The organism is Dysosmobacter segnis (genome assembly GCF_014297285.1).
Taxonomy (GTDB): domain Bacteria; phylum Bacillota; class Clostridia; order Oscillospirales; family Oscillospiraceae; genus Oscillibacter; species Oscillibacter segnis.
The window spans coordinates 17820-37707 of the sequence record NZ_JACOQI010000015.1 but is presented as its reverse complement, the minus strand read 5'-3'; the positions used below and the strand labels follow the sequence as shown (position 1 = coordinate 37707).

At 49.5% G+C, this 19888-nt stretch carries 25 protein-coding genes; 2 read left to right on the top strand and 23 right to left on the bottom strand.

Annotated elements, in window-relative coordinates:
- Window positions 1-8 precede the first annotated feature (8 nt).
- The 23 genes from H8Z83_RS13550 to H8Z83_RS13445 all read right to left on the bottom strand — a co-directional run bounded on the left by H8Z83_RS13550 (window position 9) and on the right by H8Z83_RS13445 (window position 18041).
- Window positions 9-461, bottom strand: a complete 453-nt coding sequence (locus H8Z83_RS13550; protein ID WP_187015520.1) for a hypothetical protein — start codon at window positions 459-461, stop codon at window positions 9-11.
- A gap of 54 nt (window positions 462-515) precedes the next feature.
- The gene (locus tag H8Z83_RS13545) at window positions 516-650 is read right to left on the bottom strand and encodes a SpoVA/SpoVAEb family sporulation membrane protein (protein WP_243185012.1); all 135 of its coding nucleotides are present in this window, start codon (window positions 648-650) and stop codon (window positions 516-518) included.
- Between the two features lie 52 nt (window positions 651-702).
- Window positions 703-2289: a recombinase family protein gene (locus H8Z83_RS13540; protein ID WP_187015519.1), complete on the bottom strand. Its 1587-nt coding sequence runs from the start codon at window positions 2287-2289 to the stop codon at window positions 703-705.
- Window positions 2279-3967 carry a recombinase family protein gene (locus tag H8Z83_RS13535; protein ID WP_187015518.1) on the bottom strand — a complete coding sequence of 563 codons (1689 nt, stop codon included), beginning with the start codon at window positions 3965-3967 and terminating at the stop codon, window positions 2279-2281. Before H8Z83_RS13535 ends, H8Z83_RS13540 begins: the two co-directional genes overlap by 11 nt.
- 2 nt (window positions 3968-3969) lie before the next feature.
- Window positions 3970-5631, bottom strand: coding sequence for a recombinase family protein (locus H8Z83_RS13530; protein ID WP_187015517.1), 1662 nt, complete (start codon window positions 5629-5631; stop codon window positions 3970-3972).
- A gap of 118 nt (window positions 5632-5749) precedes the next feature.
- Window positions 5750-6079, bottom strand: a complete 330-nt coding sequence (locus tag H8Z83_RS13525) for a DUF6870 family protein (protein ID WP_226907800.1) — start codon at window positions 6077-6079, stop codon at window positions 5750-5752.
- Between the two features lie 140 nt (window positions 6080-6219).
- Entirely contained in the window at window positions 6220-6354 is a 135-nt protein-coding gene (locus tag H8Z83_RS19925) for a hypothetical protein (protein WP_255654084.1), read from the bottom strand.
- Window positions 6351-6731, bottom strand: a complete 381-nt coding sequence (locus H8Z83_RS13520; protein WP_187015516.1) for a hypothetical protein — start codon at window positions 6729-6731, stop codon at window positions 6351-6353. Before H8Z83_RS13520 ends, H8Z83_RS19925 begins: the two co-directional genes overlap by 4 nt.
- 57 nt (window positions 6732-6788) lie before the next feature.
- Window positions 6789-7883: a CHC2 zinc finger domain-containing protein gene (locus tag H8Z83_RS13515; protein WP_187015515.1), complete on the bottom strand. Its 1095-nt coding sequence runs from the start codon at window positions 7881-7883 to the stop codon at window positions 6789-6791.
- A gap of 28 nt (window positions 7884-7911) precedes the next feature.
- Window positions 7912-8727, bottom strand: a complete 816-nt coding sequence (locus H8Z83_RS13510) for a hypothetical protein (protein ID WP_147560771.1) — start codon at window positions 8725-8727, stop codon at window positions 7912-7914.
- Between the two features lie 66 nt (window positions 8728-8793).
- Window positions 8794-11004, bottom strand: coding sequence for an SF1B family DNA helicase RecD2 (gene recD2 / locus H8Z83_RS13505; protein WP_187015514.1), 2211 nt, complete (start codon window positions 11002-11004; stop codon window positions 8794-8796).
- Window positions 11005-11015: 11 nt separating this feature from the next.
- Window positions 11016-12053, bottom strand: coding sequence for a YqaJ viral recombinase family nuclease (locus H8Z83_RS13500; RefSeq protein ID WP_187015513.1), 1038 nt, complete (start codon window positions 12051-12053; stop codon window positions 11016-11018).
- Between the two features lie 3 nt (window positions 12054-12056).
- Entirely contained in the window at window positions 12057-12599 is a 543-nt protein-coding gene (locus tag H8Z83_RS13495; RefSeq protein ID WP_187015512.1) for a hypothetical protein, read from the bottom strand.
- A gap of 12 nt (window positions 12600-12611) precedes the next feature.
- A complete protein-coding gene (locus tag H8Z83_RS13490) occupies window positions 12612-12872 on the bottom strand; it encodes a hypothetical protein (RefSeq protein WP_147560781.1) in 261 nt (86 codons plus the stop codon).
- A gap of 2 nt (window positions 12873-12874) precedes the next feature.
- Complete coding sequence (locus tag H8Z83_RS13485; RefSeq protein WP_108979697.1) at window positions 12875-13129, bottom strand: hypothetical protein; 255 nt, start codon at window positions 13127-13129, stop codon at window positions 12875-12877.
- A complete protein-coding gene (locus H8Z83_RS13480; protein WP_187015511.1) occupies window positions 13113-13307 on the bottom strand; it encodes a hypothetical protein in 195 nt (64 codons plus the stop codon). Before H8Z83_RS13480 ends, H8Z83_RS13485 begins: the two co-directional genes overlap by 17 nt.
- Window positions 13304-13822 (bottom strand): hypothetical protein, encoded by a 519-nt coding sequence (locus H8Z83_RS13475; protein ID WP_187015510.1) that lies wholly within the window; start codon window positions 13820-13822, stop codon window positions 13304-13306. The genes H8Z83_RS13480 and H8Z83_RS13475 overlap by 4 nt, the downstream gene beginning before the upstream one ends.
- 25 nt (window positions 13823-13847) lie before the next feature.
- Window positions 13848-14636: an N-6 DNA methylase gene (locus H8Z83_RS13470; protein WP_187015509.1), complete on the bottom strand. Its 789-nt coding sequence runs from the start codon at window positions 14634-14636 to the stop codon at window positions 13848-13850.
- Between the two features lie 5 nt (window positions 14637-14641).
- On the bottom strand, window positions 14642-15793 hold the full coding sequence (locus tag H8Z83_RS13465; RefSeq protein ID WP_187015508.1) for a transposase: 1152 nt from the start codon (window positions 15791-15793) through the stop codon (window positions 14642-14644).
- A 325-nt stretch (window positions 15794-16118) separates the two neighbouring features.
- Window positions 16119-16631, bottom strand: a complete 513-nt coding sequence (locus H8Z83_RS13460; protein ID WP_187015507.1) for a hypothetical protein — start codon at window positions 16629-16631, stop codon at window positions 16119-16121.
- 38 nt (window positions 16632-16669) lie between these two features.
- Window positions 16670-16966 (bottom strand): hypothetical protein, encoded by a 297-nt coding sequence (locus H8Z83_RS13455; RefSeq protein ID WP_186878196.1) that lies wholly within the window; start codon window positions 16964-16966, stop codon window positions 16670-16672.
- A 2-nt stretch (window positions 16967-16968) separates the two neighbouring features.
- Window positions 16969-17499 carry an ImmA/IrrE family metallo-endopeptidase gene (locus H8Z83_RS13450; protein ID WP_243185022.1) on the bottom strand — a complete coding sequence of 177 codons (531 nt, stop codon included), beginning with the start codon at window positions 17497-17499 and terminating at the stop codon, window positions 16969-16971.
- 104 nt (window positions 17500-17603) lie between these two features.
- The gene (locus tag H8Z83_RS13445) at window positions 17604-18041 is read right to left on the bottom strand and encodes a helix-turn-helix domain-containing protein (protein WP_118624399.1); all 438 of its coding nucleotides are present in this window, start codon (window positions 18039-18041) and stop codon (window positions 17604-17606) included.
- Window positions 18042-18258: 217 nt separating this feature from the next.
- On the opposite strand from H8Z83_RS13445, the gene H8Z83_RS13440 reads away from it, so the two are divergent.
- Together H8Z83_RS13440 and H8Z83_RS13435 are read left to right on the top strand one after the other, a co-directional pair.
- Window positions 18259-19503: a DNA polymerase Y family protein gene (locus H8Z83_RS13440; protein ID WP_187015505.1), complete on the top strand. Its 1245-nt coding sequence runs from the start codon at window positions 18259-18261 to the stop codon at window positions 19501-19503.
- A 7-nt stretch (window positions 19504-19510) separates the two neighbouring features.
- Window positions 19511-19867: a S24 family peptidase gene (locus H8Z83_RS13435; protein WP_187015504.1), complete on the top strand. Its 357-nt coding sequence runs from the start codon at window positions 19511-19513 to the stop codon at window positions 19865-19867.
- The last annotated feature ends 21 nt before the right edge of the window (window positions 19868-19888 follow it).

Genomic DNA, 19888 nt, shown 5'->3' with positions numbered 1-19888 from the left:
ATATCGTATCAACAAGTATACAGATTTTTAATTTGAAAACGGATGCCGTGGGCTGTTCCCCCCAACACCGTGCCCGTCAAGATCATAGCTGGCAGCACCCGATTCCAGTGCCCCGGGATACGCCAGGCTCTAGCGGCGATGCGTTCCATACTTGCTCTGTTGGTCTCCACTCGAGCTGTATATGTTTTTCCGTTCCGTGCACGTGCACGAGTCAATGTAAAAAGAAAAGCGAAACAATATCGCTCATTAACACTGTTAGTATAATCTGTGTCCGTTTCTTTTGCAATTATAAGATATGACAAAAAAATAACAATTTTTTGTAGAATTTGAAAAATGCCACGCAATACACCTACCGGTTCAGCTTTGCGAAATTTCAATGCAAGGCCGCAGGCTGCATGGTCGATCGCAGTTGTCACCTCCCCGTTTTCAGGAAAGGTGAATCCGACGCACAGATCCGCCAAGACATCTCCACGTCAAAGGAGTTCGGTTCAGATATGCAATTTTCCCCCCGCCGATCATTTCAACAGCATCAGGATCACGCCGTAGATCACCGATGCCAGTGTCCCGAAGGTAATGACCGGCCCGGCCACGGTGAACATCTTCGCCGCCATACCGGTGACGAAGCCCTCTGGTTGTGTCAAGATAGACATACAGTTTTTTCGGAATTTTTTCAGCTGCCTCCAAAGTGGGCCGCTTATTGTTTTAGCTTGCCGTTACAAATGCAAACCCGCTCGAAGTACGCATATCTATCTCAATCTCTCCTGAAGGGTACACACGAACCCGCTCTACAAAATTTCTAATTATTTCCGGATCATAATCTTTAAGCAGGATGATCTGATCGGCTGTTCTTTTTCCCGCCGCAAGATTACCTCGAGACTCATAGTGCTCTACCAGAAGCCGCTTGATCTCTTCAGCTCTACATGAGAGTCTTGCCAGCTTCTCTGAATCTGTCTTCTGGATATCAGCAAATTTCTCTCTGCTTATGCGACCCGCTCGGTATTGCTCATATAGTTCAGCCTTTCTACTTTGGAGCCGTCTTGTCATATTGGTGTTAGCATCAAGCTCCGTTTGAATACTTGAAAGCTTTTTGTCAATGCATGCCTGCATCAAGCAATGCTGCTCAAGGAAGCTCCTACTTTGTTCCCGCAGCATCTGAAGAACAGCTTGCTCAATATGGGCCTGATTGACAAAGATGCCTGCACACTCAGCACCCTTAATACTGTCATTTTTCGGGCAAACAAGGTGTGGTTCCTTTGCTGGATTCTTTCGGAGCTTCCTCCCGCAGCAGCCACAAACAAACAGATTGTTGGCTCGGTTCCCGGCAGTATTCTTGTTAACATTCCGAATACGCCCTTGGAGCGCATTCTGTGCAGCTCGGAACAGCTCCTCCGAAATGATTGCTTCATGTGTACCTGGCACTATGATCCATTGATCTCGGGGCAACGACCGCATCTTAGGCTTTCCTACTTCTTCTGTCTCTCGAGTATTGGTAATCATCTTACCGGTATAGCGCTCATCAGTCAAAATCTTTCGAACAGCCCCCTTGAGCCAGATTCCAGTCTCTTCCTTGACCACCCCATTATAAAACCCGCCATTTCGCCGTTTATGCTCTAACGGGGATGGAATGCCCATATCATTCAGCATTTGAGCGATCTCGCTCGTGGTCATGCCTGCAACGCAGGACTCGAAAATCATGACAATGATGTCACGAACCTGCTCATCTACGATCAATCTCTTTTTGTTATGAGGATGGACTTGGTAGCCATAGAAGCCGTTTCCTCCCCAGTATTCACCACGCAGATTGCGGGTACGAAAAGCTGAGCGCACCTTGGTTGATAGATCTCGGCTATACATATTATTGATGAGATTGCGGAGGGCTAACTCAAGTCCGCCCGTGACACCTAAGTAGTCATCACTATCAAAGGCATCATTGATAGAGATAAAGCGGACCCCATAAAGAGGCAGGATCAGTTCGAGGTAGTTTCCCATCTCAAGAAAGTTTCTTCCGAAACGAGATAGGTCCTTCACCATAATGCAATGAATTTCCTGATTGCGAGCCATCTCAATTAGCTCATCGAACTTTGGCCTGTCAAAATGTGTTCCCGTGACACCGTCATCGCAGAACACGATCACTTTATAACCATGGAGCGATTCATGTGTATCATAGTAATCCTGGAGTAACCGCCTTTGGTTGAAAACACTGTTACTCTCATTCTTCAATGCATTTGTTTTGAGATCTCGGTCTTCACTCGACAAACGAATATAAAACGCCAGCACCTTATCCGGCATATCTCTCCGCCTCCTTTCCTCGGGTCGCAGCGACATAGAGAACCTGTTCAATCTCATCACGATGGCGGAATGCCACTTCAACATGGCCATCGTTAAACAAGGTAAGCGTCTCAATGAAGGCTGCTGCCATCTCAGCGTCAAGGGACTCCTGATCCTTATACTTTTCAACCAACAGTGCCCACTGCATTTTGCTGCCAAATCCCGCTGAGTACTTTTCCTTTTCCTTCTCCAATTCAGCAATAAAGATTCTCAAATCATCCGCCCTCCTAGAGTAGTCCTCGCTCAGATCTGTGTAATCTTGATGGCTCAGAAGCCCATCTGCAAAATCGCCATACAGGGCTGCCTTCAGCTGATTGAACTTTTCAATATTTCTCTTTGCATCATCAATCTGGGTTTCATATATCTGATAGCGGGTCTGCGAAGAAGGCGTAGCATTCAAGTTGGCAATCAGTCTCTGGGCATCGGAGAATGCTCTTATCTGAGTTTGGATAAGCCGCAGGGCAAGGGACTCTACATCCTCCTGTTTGACCGCTTTCTTGGGACAAATGGTGGCATTGTAATTCTCATGGAGAGTGCAATAATAGTAATAACCGCGATTAGATTTACTGCGCAAGTACATACTGCGACCACATTCTCCGCAACGAAGAATTCCTTTGAACATACTTCTTCGTTTACTCTTGGAATCGTAGATAGTCGCAAGGCCCTGTTCACTTTGCCTAGCCGAGAGGATGTCCTGAACCTTATCAAAAAGCTCTTTGGAAACAATGGGTTCATGCATACCTTTATTGATAATCCATTCCTCTTCGGGCGTTTTAACTGTAGTCTTTGTCCCCCGCTCGCACAGCTGGCTTCTGTACTTTCCGGACACAATCCAACCAAGATAGACCGGATCGACAAGAATTTTCTTGATCGTTTGCAGATACCAGATGGCATTTTTGAACTTCTCCGTCTTCCGCAAACCAATATCGTACAGATAGCGTCCGGGACTGGGCACCCCTTGCTCATTCAGAGTTTTCGCTATGAAGTGGAGAGTATGATTCTCTGCCACCATACGGAAAATGGCAAGAACGATTGGCCCCGTTTGCGGATCAGGAAATAGGTGGTACTTGTCATCCGGATCTAACATATATCCATATGGCGGAGTGCCAGTGGTCCACTTACCAGCAAGCTGCTGCGTCCGTTTCACCGCCCGAATTTTCTTGGAAATGTCTCTCGCATATGCCTCGTTTGCAAAATTTTTCAGTTGGATTGAAATGTCGGCATCATCCCGCAATGAATCAAAGCGATCGGTAACGGAGATAAAGCGCACACCCATTCTCGGAAAGATCTGCTCAATATATTCACCGCTCTCAATCATATTTCGCCCCAGACGAGACAAGTCTTTGACAATCACACAGGTCACCTTGCCAGCTCGGATGTCATTCATCATTCGAGCGAATTCCGGGCGCACAAAGCTAACTCCCGAGATATCGTCATCACAATAGAGGTCAAAGACAACTAAATCCTGATGCTGGGAAACAAAGTCCTTCAGCAACGCAATCTGATTACCTATGGTGTCTGCTTCTCGCTTTTGTTCGTTCTCAACCGAGATTCTGGCATAGAGCGCTACCTTGTACTGGACGGGGCCTACAACAACTGCGGGTGTGACTTGGACATTTTTTCTGCTCTTTCTTGCCATGCTTACATCGCCTCCCCTAGTATTCCACGCGCGGCATATTCCTGCAGGCTGCTCACCAAACGGGCATAGTCCTCGGAATGCTCAAAGATGATTTCCAACTTTTCGTCTTTGTGAATAACAACTTTTTCAATGCACTCCAGAACAACTGCCCGCGTGAGTGATTTCAATCCTCGATGTTCGGTAAATGTCTTCATCCAGTTGTTCGGGGACTGTTCGCCCGAGAGATAGATACTGAGTTCTCGGTCGATCTGCTCCTGAGCAATCAGCGCATCGGCAATTCTTGCATCATACTGACCTCTGATGTCACAGAAGTCAGTCTTCGAAATGAGTCCTTCTTTCATATCTTCATAGAGAGATGCCTTCAGATCGCGATAACGAGCGATTTCTGCCGCAAGTTTTTCTCTGCGCTGCTCACACTTGGCAACATTGATTTTCTGATATGGCACCTGCTGAATTTCAGATAGACACCGGTCGAGCTCAACCACCGCGCTGATATGCTCTTGCAATAGCTGAAGGACAGCTGCCTCAACCTGTGCCTCTGGTACCTGCTTGAGTTCACAGCGATTCTCTTTCGTGCGCACGCTGCAGCGGAAATAGCTGTATAACTTATATCCGTTGTTAATTGTGCTTCGAGTAACTGCGTTCCCGCATTCTCCGCATTCCAACAAGCCGGATAGCGGATAAACTGTCGTTGCTCGTGGTGCTGCTCGCGTATCTATCAGAAGAGCTTTTTGAGCAAGATAGAATGTCCTCTTCGTGACAACAGGCTCATGGGCGTCGTGGATCACAACCCACTCGTTTTCTTCTGTTGGTATTGATTTCTTGATTTTATAGTTTGGTCTACGGCGAAGGCCTTGGCGGAGGGTTCCAATATAGATCGGGTTGGTGAGTATCCGGGCAACTGCCTGCGCTGTCCATTCGCACCGTTCCTTCATTTTGAAGCCGGAGAATAACGGCTCTCCCTTGTGGCGCTTATACTCCAGCGGCGCAAGAATTCCGCTCTCTGCAAGCCGAATTGCTATGCCATTGTTCGTCATGCCTTGAATTTTCCAGTTGAAAATATCCTGGACAACTGTGGCAGCATAGGGATCGGGCTCAATTCGATTGTGGTTTCCCTCGCACTTCTGGTACCCATACGGTGCAAACGGACAAATAAAGTCACCATGTTTCCGCTTCACCTGCAGCTGGCTTCTGACCTTCACTGAGATGTCACGGCTGTAGTTGTCATTCATCAAGTTCTTGAGCGTGATGCTAAACTCGCTACTCTCGTCACGGGTAATCGTGTCGATGTTGTCATTGATAGCGATTAAGCGCACCCCTAAAACAGGAAATAGACGGTGGATATACTTTCCGGAATTGATATACTCTCTTCCGAAACGGGACAGGTCTTTTACGACCACGCAATTGATCCGTCCAGCCTTAATATCGTTCAGCATGCGCTGAAAGGCTGGACGGTCAAAATTCGTCCCTGTATATCCATCGTCTATACGAATGGAGACAATATTAAATTCAGGCTTATCCTTCAGAAAGTCCAGGATAAGCTGCTTCTGGTTGGTAATGCTGTTGCTCTCACGGCCAGATTGCGCCGCAACGATGTCTTCCTTGGAAAGACGCACATAGATGGCGGTATTAAACACAGCCATCTCGTTCGCATTATTCTGCATAATCTCACTCCTTTGGCGTGGTCTGTCTGCCTAAGGAGTGAGTATGCTTGATTTAGTCCGAGGCTATTATACCACATCTATGGCCCTTTATCCAGATGAAAAACGGACCTGGCAAGAATTACATCATGCTCTGCTGCTGCAGCAGATGCTTGAACACTTCCTCAAAGGATGGCCCGTCCTCTTTGTATTTCACCTTGACAGCAAAGTTGCCCACTCGGACACAGTATGGATTCTTCACTTGCTTCAGATAACTGAGCACTCTTTCACGCACAGGCAAGGATTCATCAATGTGAACGGTGCTCAAGTCTACAAGCTGAGACTTGTCTACTGTCCGAATATCAACCGCCTTCATCGCTTCCCACTGCTCGGGTGTGATATCTCTTGGATCATCAGGGATTTCAGATGCGATATATGGCACTGTACCAGAAGTAATCTTAGGTTCTTCCATAATACCGATAGCACCTCCTTGGGATATTATCCCTAGTATTATTTGGATTATTCCAGCAGTTCACTCCTCATAATGAATGTAGAAATGAGGGTGTGTTTGACCACCCCCCCTCTACTAAAAATTTGTGATCTGCCCAAAAATCATTCCGGTCTCTCTACGCTGAAAAGAGGGATAATATCATAATTCCCATCTTCTGCAGTTTCGAGCCCCAGCTCTTCCAATACCTGTCTTTGAATGTCAGGCTTCAAGTCATCAATATAGATCTCAACGCTCATTTGTCTTCCTCCTGATAAGACTTTTTCAAATCAATCCACTTGCAGTCCGGATAGTTCCCTCGCTTACAGCCAAGGCAGTTGGTCGTAAGGCACTCCTCGAGCCAACAGGTGTAGCAGGTATCCATCCCAATATAGTCGCTTGAGGCATACCAAAAACCTGCAGGGTGGCGCTTAACAAGCCAACCGCCACAGACATTACAGTTTTTTTCTTCCCAAACGACCTTTGCAGATTTATCCCACTCAATCTCCTGGCCGCACATGGGGCAGAAGTTCCATCTCGGATGGTCATCATCGCCATCAAACAGAGCCTTCTCACAGTTCGAGCAAGTATAGACTGACTTGATGTTCGGTCGCTCTTGGTTTTCAATAGGAACCATATAGATTCTCCTCATACGCAGAGGGCTGCAGCTAAAATGCTGCAGCCCAAGTCATAATCATTTGTTCCGGAAAAGGTGCTTATAGAGATCATCTACGCCTTTCCGCTTTTGTGTCCAGGTAATCGGAGCCACCTCAAAGCCAGCAGCAACCCCCATTTCGATATAGCGATCACGCGCCTTTCGGACCTCTTCTTTGACCTGGTAGTCCGAGTCAACCATAATGTTGATTCGTACCACGCCGATAGAGTTAAGCTCTTCAAGCGCACGCTCGAACTGGGAATAGCTTGGCACTCCGGTAAGGCCGGCAAAACCACTTTCATATGAGGTGCCAAGTGCAAAACTGTAGGCAATATCTGCCTTCATCACGCCTTCTGTGAGACAGACTACCTCGTCGCCTTCGTGAACCCCGACATAATGTGGACAGCACTTGGACTGTGTTCCATAGTACTGATCGATGCTCGTTAGGTTATAGAACTTCTGGTTATAAACCTTGTCGAGTCGAACCTGAATGGCCTCAATTTGCCCATTAAGATTTCGATCCGGGAGCATGATTCCAGAACCTCTGATGTCGAGCGTCCACTGCCCGGTATCTTTCTGGCAATAGAAACCAGGAACACCATCAAGAACACAACCGCGCTCCAGCAACTCAGTCACGATCCGTCTCAGGCGTGTCGTGGGGGTTGTCCGATAGCCAAGCCAGTCAATCTCATCTCGGGTCAGGCCTCGTTCCTTCAGCGATGCTTGATGTGTGGGGCACAGGGTCAAAAGTGAGAGCAGATTTGAATAGGTGTTATCTCGCACCTCAGCTGAGGCTATCGGCAGTTCCGCTGTCTCAATTATCTTCCGCCTTCTCTTATACTCGCGCGGTTTTTCATTGCTGTCGGGACCGAATATCTTACAAAGCTCCTCATAGGCCGTATGGAGGGTGACTTCGCAAAACTCTGCGTAAAGGTGGAGGATGCCCCCACCTTTGCCGCAGCGGTTGCACCGAAACACATTGTCTCGGATCTTCACATTCATATGAGCTTTTCGATCTGCACAGAATGGACACCTACAATGTAGTTGCGTGCCGGTATCTCTGATCACTTCAATTCCAAGCAAATCAATTACCTGTTCGATGTCACATGGCAGATCTGGTTTTCTGCCCATCATCAATCACCTCCCTCGGTGAGGGGCCCAATCAGCTGGCCATCTGACCAACAGCTTCCAGCAGCTTTGTGGCACCTGCCTTGAGTGCAAGGTTATGGCCAGAATAGTTCTTCACATACCACGCCAAATCTCCGGGGTTCTTCATGGCAATATCGCCCAGGGTCCAACCGTTAAAGCGGCCGAAATCAACCTTAACGGCCTTGGCCTGCTCGATGGTCATGACTCTCATATACTCATCAACCGTCTTGGGCGGTTCAGGCGCAGCTGCTTTCGGCTGCTGTGCGGGTGTCTGAGGCTGCATCTGCTGAGGTGGCTGAGACACCGGAGCACTCTGAGCCGGAACTGCAGGAGGCATCGGCTGCGCAGTAAAGCTGGCCGCTACATTTCCCGGATGTCCGGCGTCTTCATCAGGCGGCATTTTGATGGGAGCGTCAGCGATGATGCTCGCCAGGGTTTCTCCATTCATGCAGAACTGCGTACCATAGCCGGCATCGGCCAGCGCACGCCCTTTTGCCACCGTTTCTGCTATCTCCAGGAAGCGATCTCCAAAACGCTCCTCAGTAGGAAAGCGCTGAGAGTAGGCTTTCCCAATGAACTGGTCAGCAGGGTCAGCCTTGTCTGCGTAGACCTTGCAGCAGACAACAGCGCTCTTCTCGTCTAGATGTACAAGCTCCGGATCAATCTTGCCGTTCGGGCAGTGCAGCCGGAACCAGAGGAGTCGGTACTTGACATCCAAATAGAGATCGTTTTCACCTTCTTCTCCAACGGTGTTACGCACAAAGTCAGCAGGGTTAAATCCTTCAACGGCATTGATGGCCGGGATCGCGTTTGTGTTCAATTCACTCATGTTGAGTCTTCCCTTCATAATAAATGTAGAAACGAGGTGGCTTCTGACCACCCCGGTTCCCAAAAATCAAGTCACTCGCTTGCAGAGCTCGCGGTTGTAGTAAGCCACGATTCGATCAGCGAGGACGGTGTTCCGTTGACCCACATCACATTTGTGGATCGCAATAAATACGGCTTGTTTCTGCCCAATCAGAATGACCTTTGCCTTGGCTCTGGTCACCGCTGTATAGAGCAGATTTCGCCGCAACATGATATAGTGCTCCTTCAGAAGAGGAACGATGATGACCGGATACTCTTGTCCTTGGCTCTTATGGATGGTCGTACAGTAGGAAAACTCAAGGTCCTCCAACATTTCCTGCGTATAGCTCAGCTCACGCCCATCCAGAAGCTTGACACGCGCAATCGTATCATCATCCTCTGTCTCCACGTCGGTTATGATACCGACATCGCCATTCGACACATTGATCCTGTTTACAGTCTGCATAATGCGATCGCCCACACGGAAGACCCGGCTGCCACACTTCATTTCCTTTTTCAGATTGTTCGGAGGGTTGACGAGTTCCCGTATTGTCTCGTTCAATGCATTGGACGCCACAGCGCCACGCTTCCGAAACGGCGATAGGATCTGAACATTCTCTATGCCATGAATTGCAACTTCGCGCAGATAGTTTTTAATGACCAGCCGCGCTGCCTCTTCCGAGTTTTGCACTTCGAGCATCTGGAAGTCATCCCCATACTGTAGATGTGTGTCATTATGATTGATTGCATGGGCATTGGTGATTATCCGACTATTGGATGCCTGCCGGAATACCGTTTCCAAAACTGCCGTTGGCACCTTCTCGCTACGGATCATCTCCCGTAACACATTGCCGGCACCGACAGATGGAAGCTGGTCAGCATCACCTACGATGATCAGTTGGGCTCCTGGCTTGATTCGCTCCATCAGCACATACGCAAGGCGCATATCCACCATGGAGAACTCATCCACCACGATAAGATCTGCAGAAAGCATTTCCGTATCGTTGAGTGGACTATCCTCTTCGGTGACCAGACCAAGAGCAGAGTGAAGCGTGGAGGCATATTTGCCCGTTTGCTCCGACATTCGCCGACTGGCTCTACCGGTGGGTGCAGCCAAAAGGATCTCGTTTGACGGGAACGCTGCCTGGTAGATGTCCAAGATAAACCTTAGCGTTGTCGTCTTGCCGCTGCCCGGTCCACCAGTCATGATGGATATGGGATAGGACAAGCATAGCTTCACAGCATTGCGCTGAGAAGGGGCCAGTCTCTGATGCAAGTTTTTCTCCGCCCGATCGATCTTTTCATCCAGGTCACGGATCTCATCGAACCCTTCCTGGAGGAGCATGGACACAATCCGCTTGGCAGCTTTGACTTCGCACATACGCTCATAGCTCAGGTACACACGAGATCCCTCAACATAGACACGGGACTCAACACGCTCATTGGAGATGGCCTGTCGGATCTCCTCCTCGGAGACCACCTCTTCTTCACAATCCGAGTTGAGCAGGTCATAGCACTGACCCACGGTCTCATCAACGGTGAGAAAGAGATGCCCAGATACCCTGGCCTCATCCAGCACATAATTGATTGCGCCGGAGTATCGCATAGGATGCTTTAGGCTTACCTTGGTTTTGCGGGCAATCGAGTCCACGGTCATAAAGCCAAACCCTTTGATCTTACAAAGCTGGAAGGGATCCGACTTCACGATCTTCAGGCTGTTGTCGCCGAACTCTTCTTTGATCATCGCAGCCTTCTTCATTGAAACACCAAACGGCGCCAAGTAGATCATAAGGTCGCTCAGGGCCTTTGTCTCCTCATAGGAGGCGATGATGGCCTTGAGCTTCCTCTGGGCGATTCCCTTGATGCTCAGCAGCTTCTGTGGCTCCTTGTCCAGCACCTCCATGGTCTTATCCCCAAACCTTGCAACAATGGCTTTGGCAATCTCCGGGCCAACGCCCTTAATCACACCACTACTCAGGTATGCGAGGATACCAGCCTGATTTGTAGGAACAATCTCCTTACACATTGAGACCGATAGCTGAAGACCATGTTTCGAGTTCTCCCAGGTGCCATCAAGTTCTACTTCCACGGCATTTGAGGCTACAAGGTGATAGCCGATTGCCGTGAAGTGGATCTTATCGTCGTGGTAGAACGATCGGTTATGCGCTTCCTTGGGAACTGACTGATCCTCGGTGCTGTAGGAGAAGATGCAGAAGCCCTTATCCGACTTGAAGATGGTGCGCTCATATCGACATAGCATTCGATCACTCCTTATGCGATGGCCGTCTTGACCACCTTGAAAATTCTCAATTCTGTCTGATCGACGAACTCGTCGTAGATTTCCGGATACTGGGCTCTCAGCGCTGACAGCCTGTCCTTGTTGATCCCTTCCCTGTATTGAGGATTGTAGGTTACTCTGAAGCACTCACTGCCGTGCTCACAGGACGCCTTACAGGCAGTCCCCATTTGCTCGACAATGGGGGCGTAGAGCGACTTGATGCGTGTCTCCAATGCTTTGGACTGCGCATCGATCACCTTCTTTTCCTCCTTCAGGTTCAGAATTTCTTTCAGGCTGCCAAGGAACTTGCAGTCCAAATCAACACTCGGCTCAGACTTATCGGCCGGCCCGAAATAACGACGAAGGGACTCCAGCACTGCATCCGGCTTTTCTACCAGAGGCGGTTCCACACGAGCCAGAACATGATTGTGCCAGAACGCCTCCAGCTCCATAATCGTATTCTCCTCCTCATCGAGGTCGCGCTCAATCTTCTGCCATACGAAGTCGTTCTCATTGTTGGAAAACAGGCATGCGATAAAGGCGACATCGATGTTCATGACGGCCATGTAGTGTCGCACCTGCAGCTCATAATGGCGTGGCACAGAGCCATTCGCCCACTTGAACTGCATATCATAGTGCGCGGTTTTGCATTCGAGGATGGCCTTTCGACCATCCGGAAGCATAACGAACCGGTCTACATCGGCAATCAGGAACGGGAAAATAGGATGCTGGTACATCCAGTGGTCTTCAAAGACAGACAGGCCGGTCTTCTTGGCGAAGATCTGAGCCACCACATCCTCGAGCAGATGCCCAATTTGGAAAGTGATGCTCTTATCCGGGCCTTCATCTGCCATGACCACTCCGATCTTGTCATAGTAGAGTTCTCTGGCCGTGCGATACGGAGAGGAATTAAGGGCGACAGCTACATCGCTGCCGCCAATCCCTTTGCGCCGCCAGTCCAACCACTGATCCTCAGTGAGGGTGGTGATATCGACCAGCTTATTGGGTGTGTAATTCAAATTCAGCGCCATAAATCACTCCTCCTCACAACGGTCGAAACCACATTCACCGCATTCCGAGCACTCAGCATCGTCCAGATCCTCAAAAGATCCGAAGAGGCTGATCTCACCGCAGTTGCGGCACTTGCAGCGGCTCAGGTCTCGTTCAGCATGGTTAAGATTGCCATCCTCGTCGCAGGTGACATGTTCCTCAAAGCACATTCCGGTCTCCGTAGAGCGGATTTCAACAGCTACATGATCCTCCATACAGGCCTCACTCAGCGTGATGCACTCGGCATCATTTCGCTGGGGGTAACCATCAATCATGCAGGACCAAACAGACCAGGCAAACATGATGAGGAAGGAATGCTCAGCAGTTTCGTTATCTGCTTTCCCCTCGAATTCTTCCATGGCATCCTTGACGCTCTGCTCTCGCTTCTGCTCGGAAAAGCTTCGGGCAAAAAACCGCTTTCCGGGGACAGTTGATTGATCATCGCTGCTGATGAAACGCTCCACAAAAGACTTGACACCCTCGCGAGTACCAGTCACCTTAACAGTTCCAAACGCCCAATTAGGCATAATCGATCCTCCTCATTCTTCAAAATCAGTATTGTAGTGTTCAACAATCGCTGTTGGCTCGTCCGATGCGCAATCGCCATAGACGACTGTCTGGAGCAAATCTTTGTCCGGATCATACTCCACACAAGCCAGCACGACCGTGGCGCCATCCTCGCGTACAAAGTCGATAAAGACGCCGGGATAGTCTTCCGCACAATCGCTCTTATCGTGCTTGGCGTAGACCTCAAGCTTTCCAAGCGGAGTCTCAATGACGAAGCGTCGTGCCTTATTCATGATCAACCAACCCCTTTTTCTTTTGCTGTCTGTCGCTTGGCAAGCAGCAGATGCTTGGCCAGCTCAAGGCTGCAGGTATGCACTAAGCCAGTCTTCTCACTTCTGAACCGAACCATCGGCGACCGGAGCGTATGGTATCCTCCGGAGCCTGACGGGTACATTCCAGGCTGCAAAACTTCAGACACCACCAACACCTCTTTACTGACGAGAGCATAGTATTGCTGCCCAACTTCAAAGTGCTCATTGATGGCTTTCATGGGTTGCCTCCTGGTTCAAAAGCAGATCGTCCACCTGGATCGAGTCATCTACATACTCGCCTTCAGGAAGCGGGCAATCCGGCCCCAAGGCGTATTCGATAGCGTCGTCCAGGGTATCAGCCTCTACATCCACATGCCCGTACATCTGCCAAACCAAGGGAATTCGAAAACTGCTCATGATGACACCTCCGAACCCTCGTTTCCCGCCGGGACACCGAGATCCTTCAGAACTGCGTCCATGTGACAGAACACCTCCCTGATTCCAGCGAAAATGTGGTCGCTATCCAGCACCCACATCAAATCATGGAATACTCCATCCGGTGTATAGACAGAGCATTCCCACCAGTTGTTATGCTCCATATCGATCCAATACCGATTGTGCTTCCTGCAGATTGCTGCTACCAAAGCACGGTCAGTCTTGAGATAAGGCTGGATATCCGATCCAAATCGGCCGGAGTTGTTCTTGTCCTTCACATAGAGCAGTTCGCGATTGCGGTCGCTCTTGTCATAGAGCCATGCGTAGACATCGCCTAATGCATGGACCTCAAAAACGCAACCGTGAACCCGAATGGCAGCGATCTGGCCGCCGTACCATAGCGATGAATACTGTTTCCGTCGAATGGGCTCCATGAACTCGATTTCCACCGGTTCAGGAATGCTGCCAATCTCTTCGGTAATGCATTTGATCAGCATTCTCCGATGAGCGGCACTCAGTCCCTTACATGTCAGGTTTTCCATGCGTTCTCTCCTTTGTCTGAGTAATTAGGTCCAGCTGTGCGAAAATTCTCCGCCAATGCCAGACATCCCTGAAATACATCGGGGTGAGCCAGACATTGGGGCTGTTCTTGGGGATAAGTCCGTCCTCATTGTAGCTCTGCGCCGGATGGAGGATGGAATCGTCAATGACCACATAGCCGGGACAGCCGAGTAGGCTCATCTGGATGTAGCACATGCAGCCCGCCAAGAAGTCAATGTCTTGCGCGACAAAGAAAACGGAAGTCTGATAGTTGATGTGGTTCCTTTTGCACTCGTTTGCGAAGGCAAGCAGTAATGCGCCGGCCCCACAGGCGGGATCACTCACAGATACCCAGCCTTTTTCCTCTATCTGACTTTTCAGATCCTCACCCAGATTCATGGCTGCCATCGCTCTGCAGATGTCATAGGGTGTAAAGAACTGCCCCTTCCACTCATTCGCAAGGCCCAATGCCATGAACAGCTCGCCAAGCATATCCTGATCTGGATTTTGCTCCATCTCATCGACAACTTCGGCGAGCATCTGCGCTAAGACTTCCAGCTCGGAGGTTGAGTATTTTTTGCTACGCTCCAGATACATCGCTTCGCGTTGCTCTCTGTATGGGCCACCGAAAGCATTGGCAATGCTGACGGCAGACAGGACAATGAAATCCTGCCAAATATCCCACCTGGAATAGCGCCCTTCCAGAGAGTTCAAAAGCTTGATGATGGTCTTTTGCCTCTCACCCTTCGGGTAGTAAACAGCTTTGGCCATCGCAATCACCACTTGAAGTCGCCAGGGTGATCATACTCGTGCCAGTTCACATTCAGCGCCCGGCTGACGATCTCCTCAAGCTGTGCAATGCGCATACCGGATGCGCCGTCACACTGGGCAGAGAAGATAACATCGCTCATCTGCATGAACAGGTCATACGCCGTACAGGGCGCATCACCGTGAATGGCCATAAAGTAGTCCATCGCCTCATAGGAAGCCTTCTTGGGCGCCTTGATCCGCTTCAGCACCCGCATTAAGGTAGTAACGGGATAGCGGATCTCGATGTTCATGAGCTGAACCTGCTTATCGACTGCTTTCTCGAACTGCGCATAGACCAAACCAAGCTGCTCCTCGAAGTACTCCATGCCAGATCCGTTCTTGTGCTCGGTGCGGATGGGATATCCCAGTGGGATAATCCGGGACTCTGCGCCGGCCAGGAAGATCGGATAGAGGTTCGCTCCACTCATGCCGACATCGGAGGTGGAGAAACGCAGTGCGGGAACCAGTTTGTCGGCACGCAGGCCTTTGGCGGCAATCTCCCGGTGGTATGTATCAAGGAGTTTGTCTGCCTGGCCATCCAGGCACCAGATAGCGGTTGCGATAGAGTGATCGAAGTGGGCGGTCATGAACCGATTGCCGGGATACTCTCGATCGAGGAAGTCATTGGTCGCTTTGAACAGGGGCAGCATCTCCATGACCGTGTAGTCCTTGGGATCTCCACCGTGTACTGCCGATACCTTCTCATCTGCGACTTTGATCAGGCTGTCGCCGGAGGCAACGCCCATGCAGTAGTTGAGAATCTCAGCGAATACGCTTTTGGAGACTTTGTTGAGGGCATGACCGGAGATGCGGGCACGCTCCAGAACGGTCTTGAGAGCACAGGAACGGACCGGGTAGTCCTTACCATCCACCTTCAACAGGAGGCTGGTATTCTCCATCGTGTCCTCCAGAACATCTGCATCGCCGTTGTGGTCGTAGATCTGCATATACAGATTTCCGAGCGTGGATCCCCGTTCCACCGGCTCAAACCGGAGTTCCTTGGACGGAGCTGTCATCCACTTGCTGCGGGCCTGCCGAGCGCTGAGGAACTGAAAGAAGTCCCCCGACTCGCTGAAGCTACGACTGAAGTTGTCCGCGAATACTTTGCTTTCCATCATTTGCTTGTTCCACCTTTCAAATAAATAATTCTCAAACCCGCAATGCGGAATTTGGACAAAAAAGGAGCGCTCTGATCTGAAAATTCAAATCAAAGCGCAAAGAGAGCGGCGAAACAAATTGTCCGCCCAGAAATGCCAGAATGTGTTGGCTCACAGCTTATGAAGCTCCATAACGGAGATGAAATCTAATAAGTACAGAGTCAGAATACCATTGGAGCTTTACTCGTGCCAGAATACCTAATTCTGCTTTCCAGACAAAAAAGGATCGATCCCATTCAACAGAGATCGATCCTTCCGTCTTCATTCAGTTTTTTGGGATATCTCATCAAGGTCGTCCAGCCACAGGGAAACCTGTACCAGTGACATGAGACCAAAAAGCCGTAGCAGTGGCCAGTTCCTGCGTTAAGCGAGGAATGAATTGATCGGGCTCAGAGCCCACCTCACAAATCGTCATATGTGTATGGCCTTCGCCCCAACCACACAGGAGCAGAGTCCCTTGCTCAGTCAGCTCAATCGTGCGCCAGATGGGATTGCTCCCATTCTGCTTGATGGAGCAACCAATCATCTTACAGTGCAGAGGCATCGTGGGCTCTGGAAGCTTCATTAAAATGCAGAGCCGGCCAGCCGTGTTGCCGGCCATGACATCGAAGTCTGTAGCAAGATACTCGATAATGTCTTCATTGTCAGCCTCGCTGGGCTCGACATAGTTGTATGCGGTTGCCATGAACGCACCCTTCTTCTTGAGCGCATGTCGGATAAAACGCTGAGGCTGCTGGAAGAAGGAATACGGCAGATGGATGTGCTCATTGAAATATCTTTGGATAGCAGCGCTATACATTTTTTCCCTCCTCACAAGTTTCTCCAATGTCATGGGCTCTAAAGTAGATCCCTCAATGGCACCTTTCGTTCCACAAACCAACGGCCTATCGTATTACCCGTTAGATTGGTGGATCGTTCAAAATAGAGATATGTTCTTGCACCATTGACTTGGATGGTGTAACGATCGCCTTGCCCGCCGGCTTTTGCAGCATAGGCTGGGCGAATATCGATCACGCGGTCTATTTCATATTTCTGGCCATCCTCCCAGATGATTTCCCTAGGCAGCATTGTCCCATCCGAACGATGCTCTACAAAAACGCTCACATAGACCTTATAAGCCTCACCTGGCAGCATACTTAACTCAACGGCTGCTCCAGATCTCGCTTGAGGAAATCCCCGTGCGCGATATACGGAGCTATGATTCTTACACCTTGGCATTGTAGAATCCGTAGCTTGAAGTCCAGTAACTCAGGTGGCACATACAAACACTTCGCTGTCTGATAAAAGTCCATTTGCATCTCCAGCGCTTCTAAGACGGTGTCATCGCTGAGCATGAACTCCGCAGCAAACACATTTGCCTCATACTCCATTCGATTTGTATCCTCAAACATCGCAAACTCATGGAAGGTGTTAATGGCAGAATCGCTGTGGAGGACTGCATGCCCCAGCTCGTGCGCAATGATGATCCGTTGAATGCTGTCGGGCAAATCACTGTTGATTACAATCAGTTTGCACCGAGAAGAAACCAGAAAAAAGCCCTTGCAGGAACGGGGACTCTTTCCCATTGGACGATCCATCACCTGGATATCCAAATACTCGCAGATCTCATACGGGTCATCTGTCTGATATTTCATTTTCAATCGACTTACTTCCTGCCTAATCGTCATCGTCAGCAATCCACTCGCCTCACTTCAGAAAGTAGTTTTCTATTATACAGCCTGACAGTACCACAAGGGTTGTCCAAAAATCCGTACACTCAGAATATTCCTGCTTACTTTTTGTAGTCTTTACGGGTGAACTTCTCGCTGGCTCGCTGCTTATTAGCAAAATACGCCTCAGTGACTGCTTGGAAGAAAAGCTCCTTATCCTGCTCAGGGACATCTCCACCAGCAAAGAGAGCACGCGTTTGTGTCAGCAGCTGCTCTACATCAGTTGCTCCTTTACGGCCATAGGCTGCTCTTGCGCTCTCGATGTATGGTGCCTCTTCAAGTCCATAGTTGGGATCTACGATCTCATCGTTGCTTAGATATGCCGTGGAAACACCCAGCACCTCTGCCAACCTCTGAAGATTTACACCGCGAGGCATTACACCTTGTTTTTCGTATTTGGTAATCGTGCGCAGCGTGACACCAATCTTATCGGCCAGTTCTGTTTGCGTAAGGCCCAGATGCGTGCGGCTCTCTCGAATCTTTTCACCAGTCGTCTTCATAACCGTCTCCTCTCGCAGGTTTGGAAAGTTTTTGAAAGTTCTATTGACAAACCATTTCCTGACCTGCTATTTTGTTATTAGAACTTATTGGAACTTAATAGAACTCGGTTGGAACTTTAGGCTCATTATATTCTGCGAACTGGAACTTGTCAATAGGAACTTTTAGGAACTTGATGGAACTATTTCTTGAGGGTTATGGACAGGAGGTATGCCGAATATGGAAGGCCGAGTTGTATTGCATAGTGACCTCAACAACTGCTATGCGAGTATTGAATGTATGCTGCATCCGGAATTGCGTGGAAAGTACATTGCAGTTTGCGGCAGCACAGAGGATCGACATGGGATCGTTCTTGCGAAGAACCAATTGGCAAAGCAATGTGGGGTGAAGACAGGTGAAGTGATTTGGGAGGCACGCCAGAAGTGTCCGCAACTGACGATTGTAGAACCGCATATGGATCAATATCTGAAATTCTCCAAAATTGTCCGCTCTATCTATTTGCGATACTCTCCGGAAGTCGAGTCATTTGGCATTGATGAGAGCTGGATTGAACTGACTGGGTCTCCGCTTCTCCAGCAGAAAACTCCGCTTGAAATCGCCAACGAGATTCGGACTACTGTGAAAGAAGAAGTCGGACTCACCGTTTCCATTGGCGTCAGCTTCAATAAGATTTTTGCGAAACTCGGCTCAGACATGAAAAAGCCAGATGCCGTGACTGTCATAACGCGGGAATCCTTCAAAGATCAAATCTGGCGGCTCCCCGTTTCAGACCTGCTCTATGTGGGGCGAGCAACGACGGAAAAGCTTCGGCTCTACGGGATCCGTACCATCGGAGATCTGGCCCAAGCGGATCGGGCAATGCTAATTCGCAGGCTTGGCGTCAATGGTGAAAAGCTGTGGGTGTTTGCCAATGGACTGGATCAATCGCGCGTTATGCCATGCGACTACGAAATCCCCATCAAGAGCGTGGGACACGGAATCACCTGCACAGCAGACCTGCGTACAAATGAAGAGGTTCGACATGTTCTGATGGAGCTCTCACAGGAAGTGGGCGCAAAGCTGCGGAAAAGTAAACTGGCTGCCACGCGGATCCGCATCAGTATTCGCGACAACACACTGTCTCAGAGAGAGTATCAGGGGAAGCTGGAATTCCCAACTCAAAGTTATACAGAGATTGCTGCGGCTGGCTTTAATCTGTTCTGCCGGCGTTATCCATGGAATGCGGATGTTCGATCTCTGACGATTAGCGCGATCGACCTGATTCCCTCGGATACACCAATCCAGCTCGATCTCTGGTCTGATTTTGAGAAGCATAATAAGCGTTTAACTTTGGAACGCACCGTGGAAGATATCCGCCATCGCTATGGGCTCGGTATGATCAATTTCGCCGCACTCACCACGGGGCTGAAGATGCCTGCCCATCGGGAGGTTGAATACAAGATGCCCTCTGTTATGTATCACTGAGGAGGTATTGACTATAAACACAGCAGTTGAAACGACTCAAGCCAGACACCCCATTTTGAGCAATGGCTATGGCTCCATCCAGATCGACGGATTTTCTGGTCTGATTCCCAAAAAGTGTTTTTGCATTATGGCCGATGGACATCGTTATCAGGAGCACGGTATTTCCACCGGCAGCGTGTTGTTCTGTCAGAGGGCAGCCGAGATCAATGACGGTGACCTGATCGTCGTGAAGGAAAATGGAGCCTTCGCACTCTATCTCTACCTGAAAGATCGTAAAGTCAAGGCGGACGGCGAAAAGCGCATCCTCCACAATAAGTCCAAGGCCTATGCCAAAGTTCTTGGCTCCTTCAACTTTTACCATTAAAGAGGCCTGGCAGAAAGGACG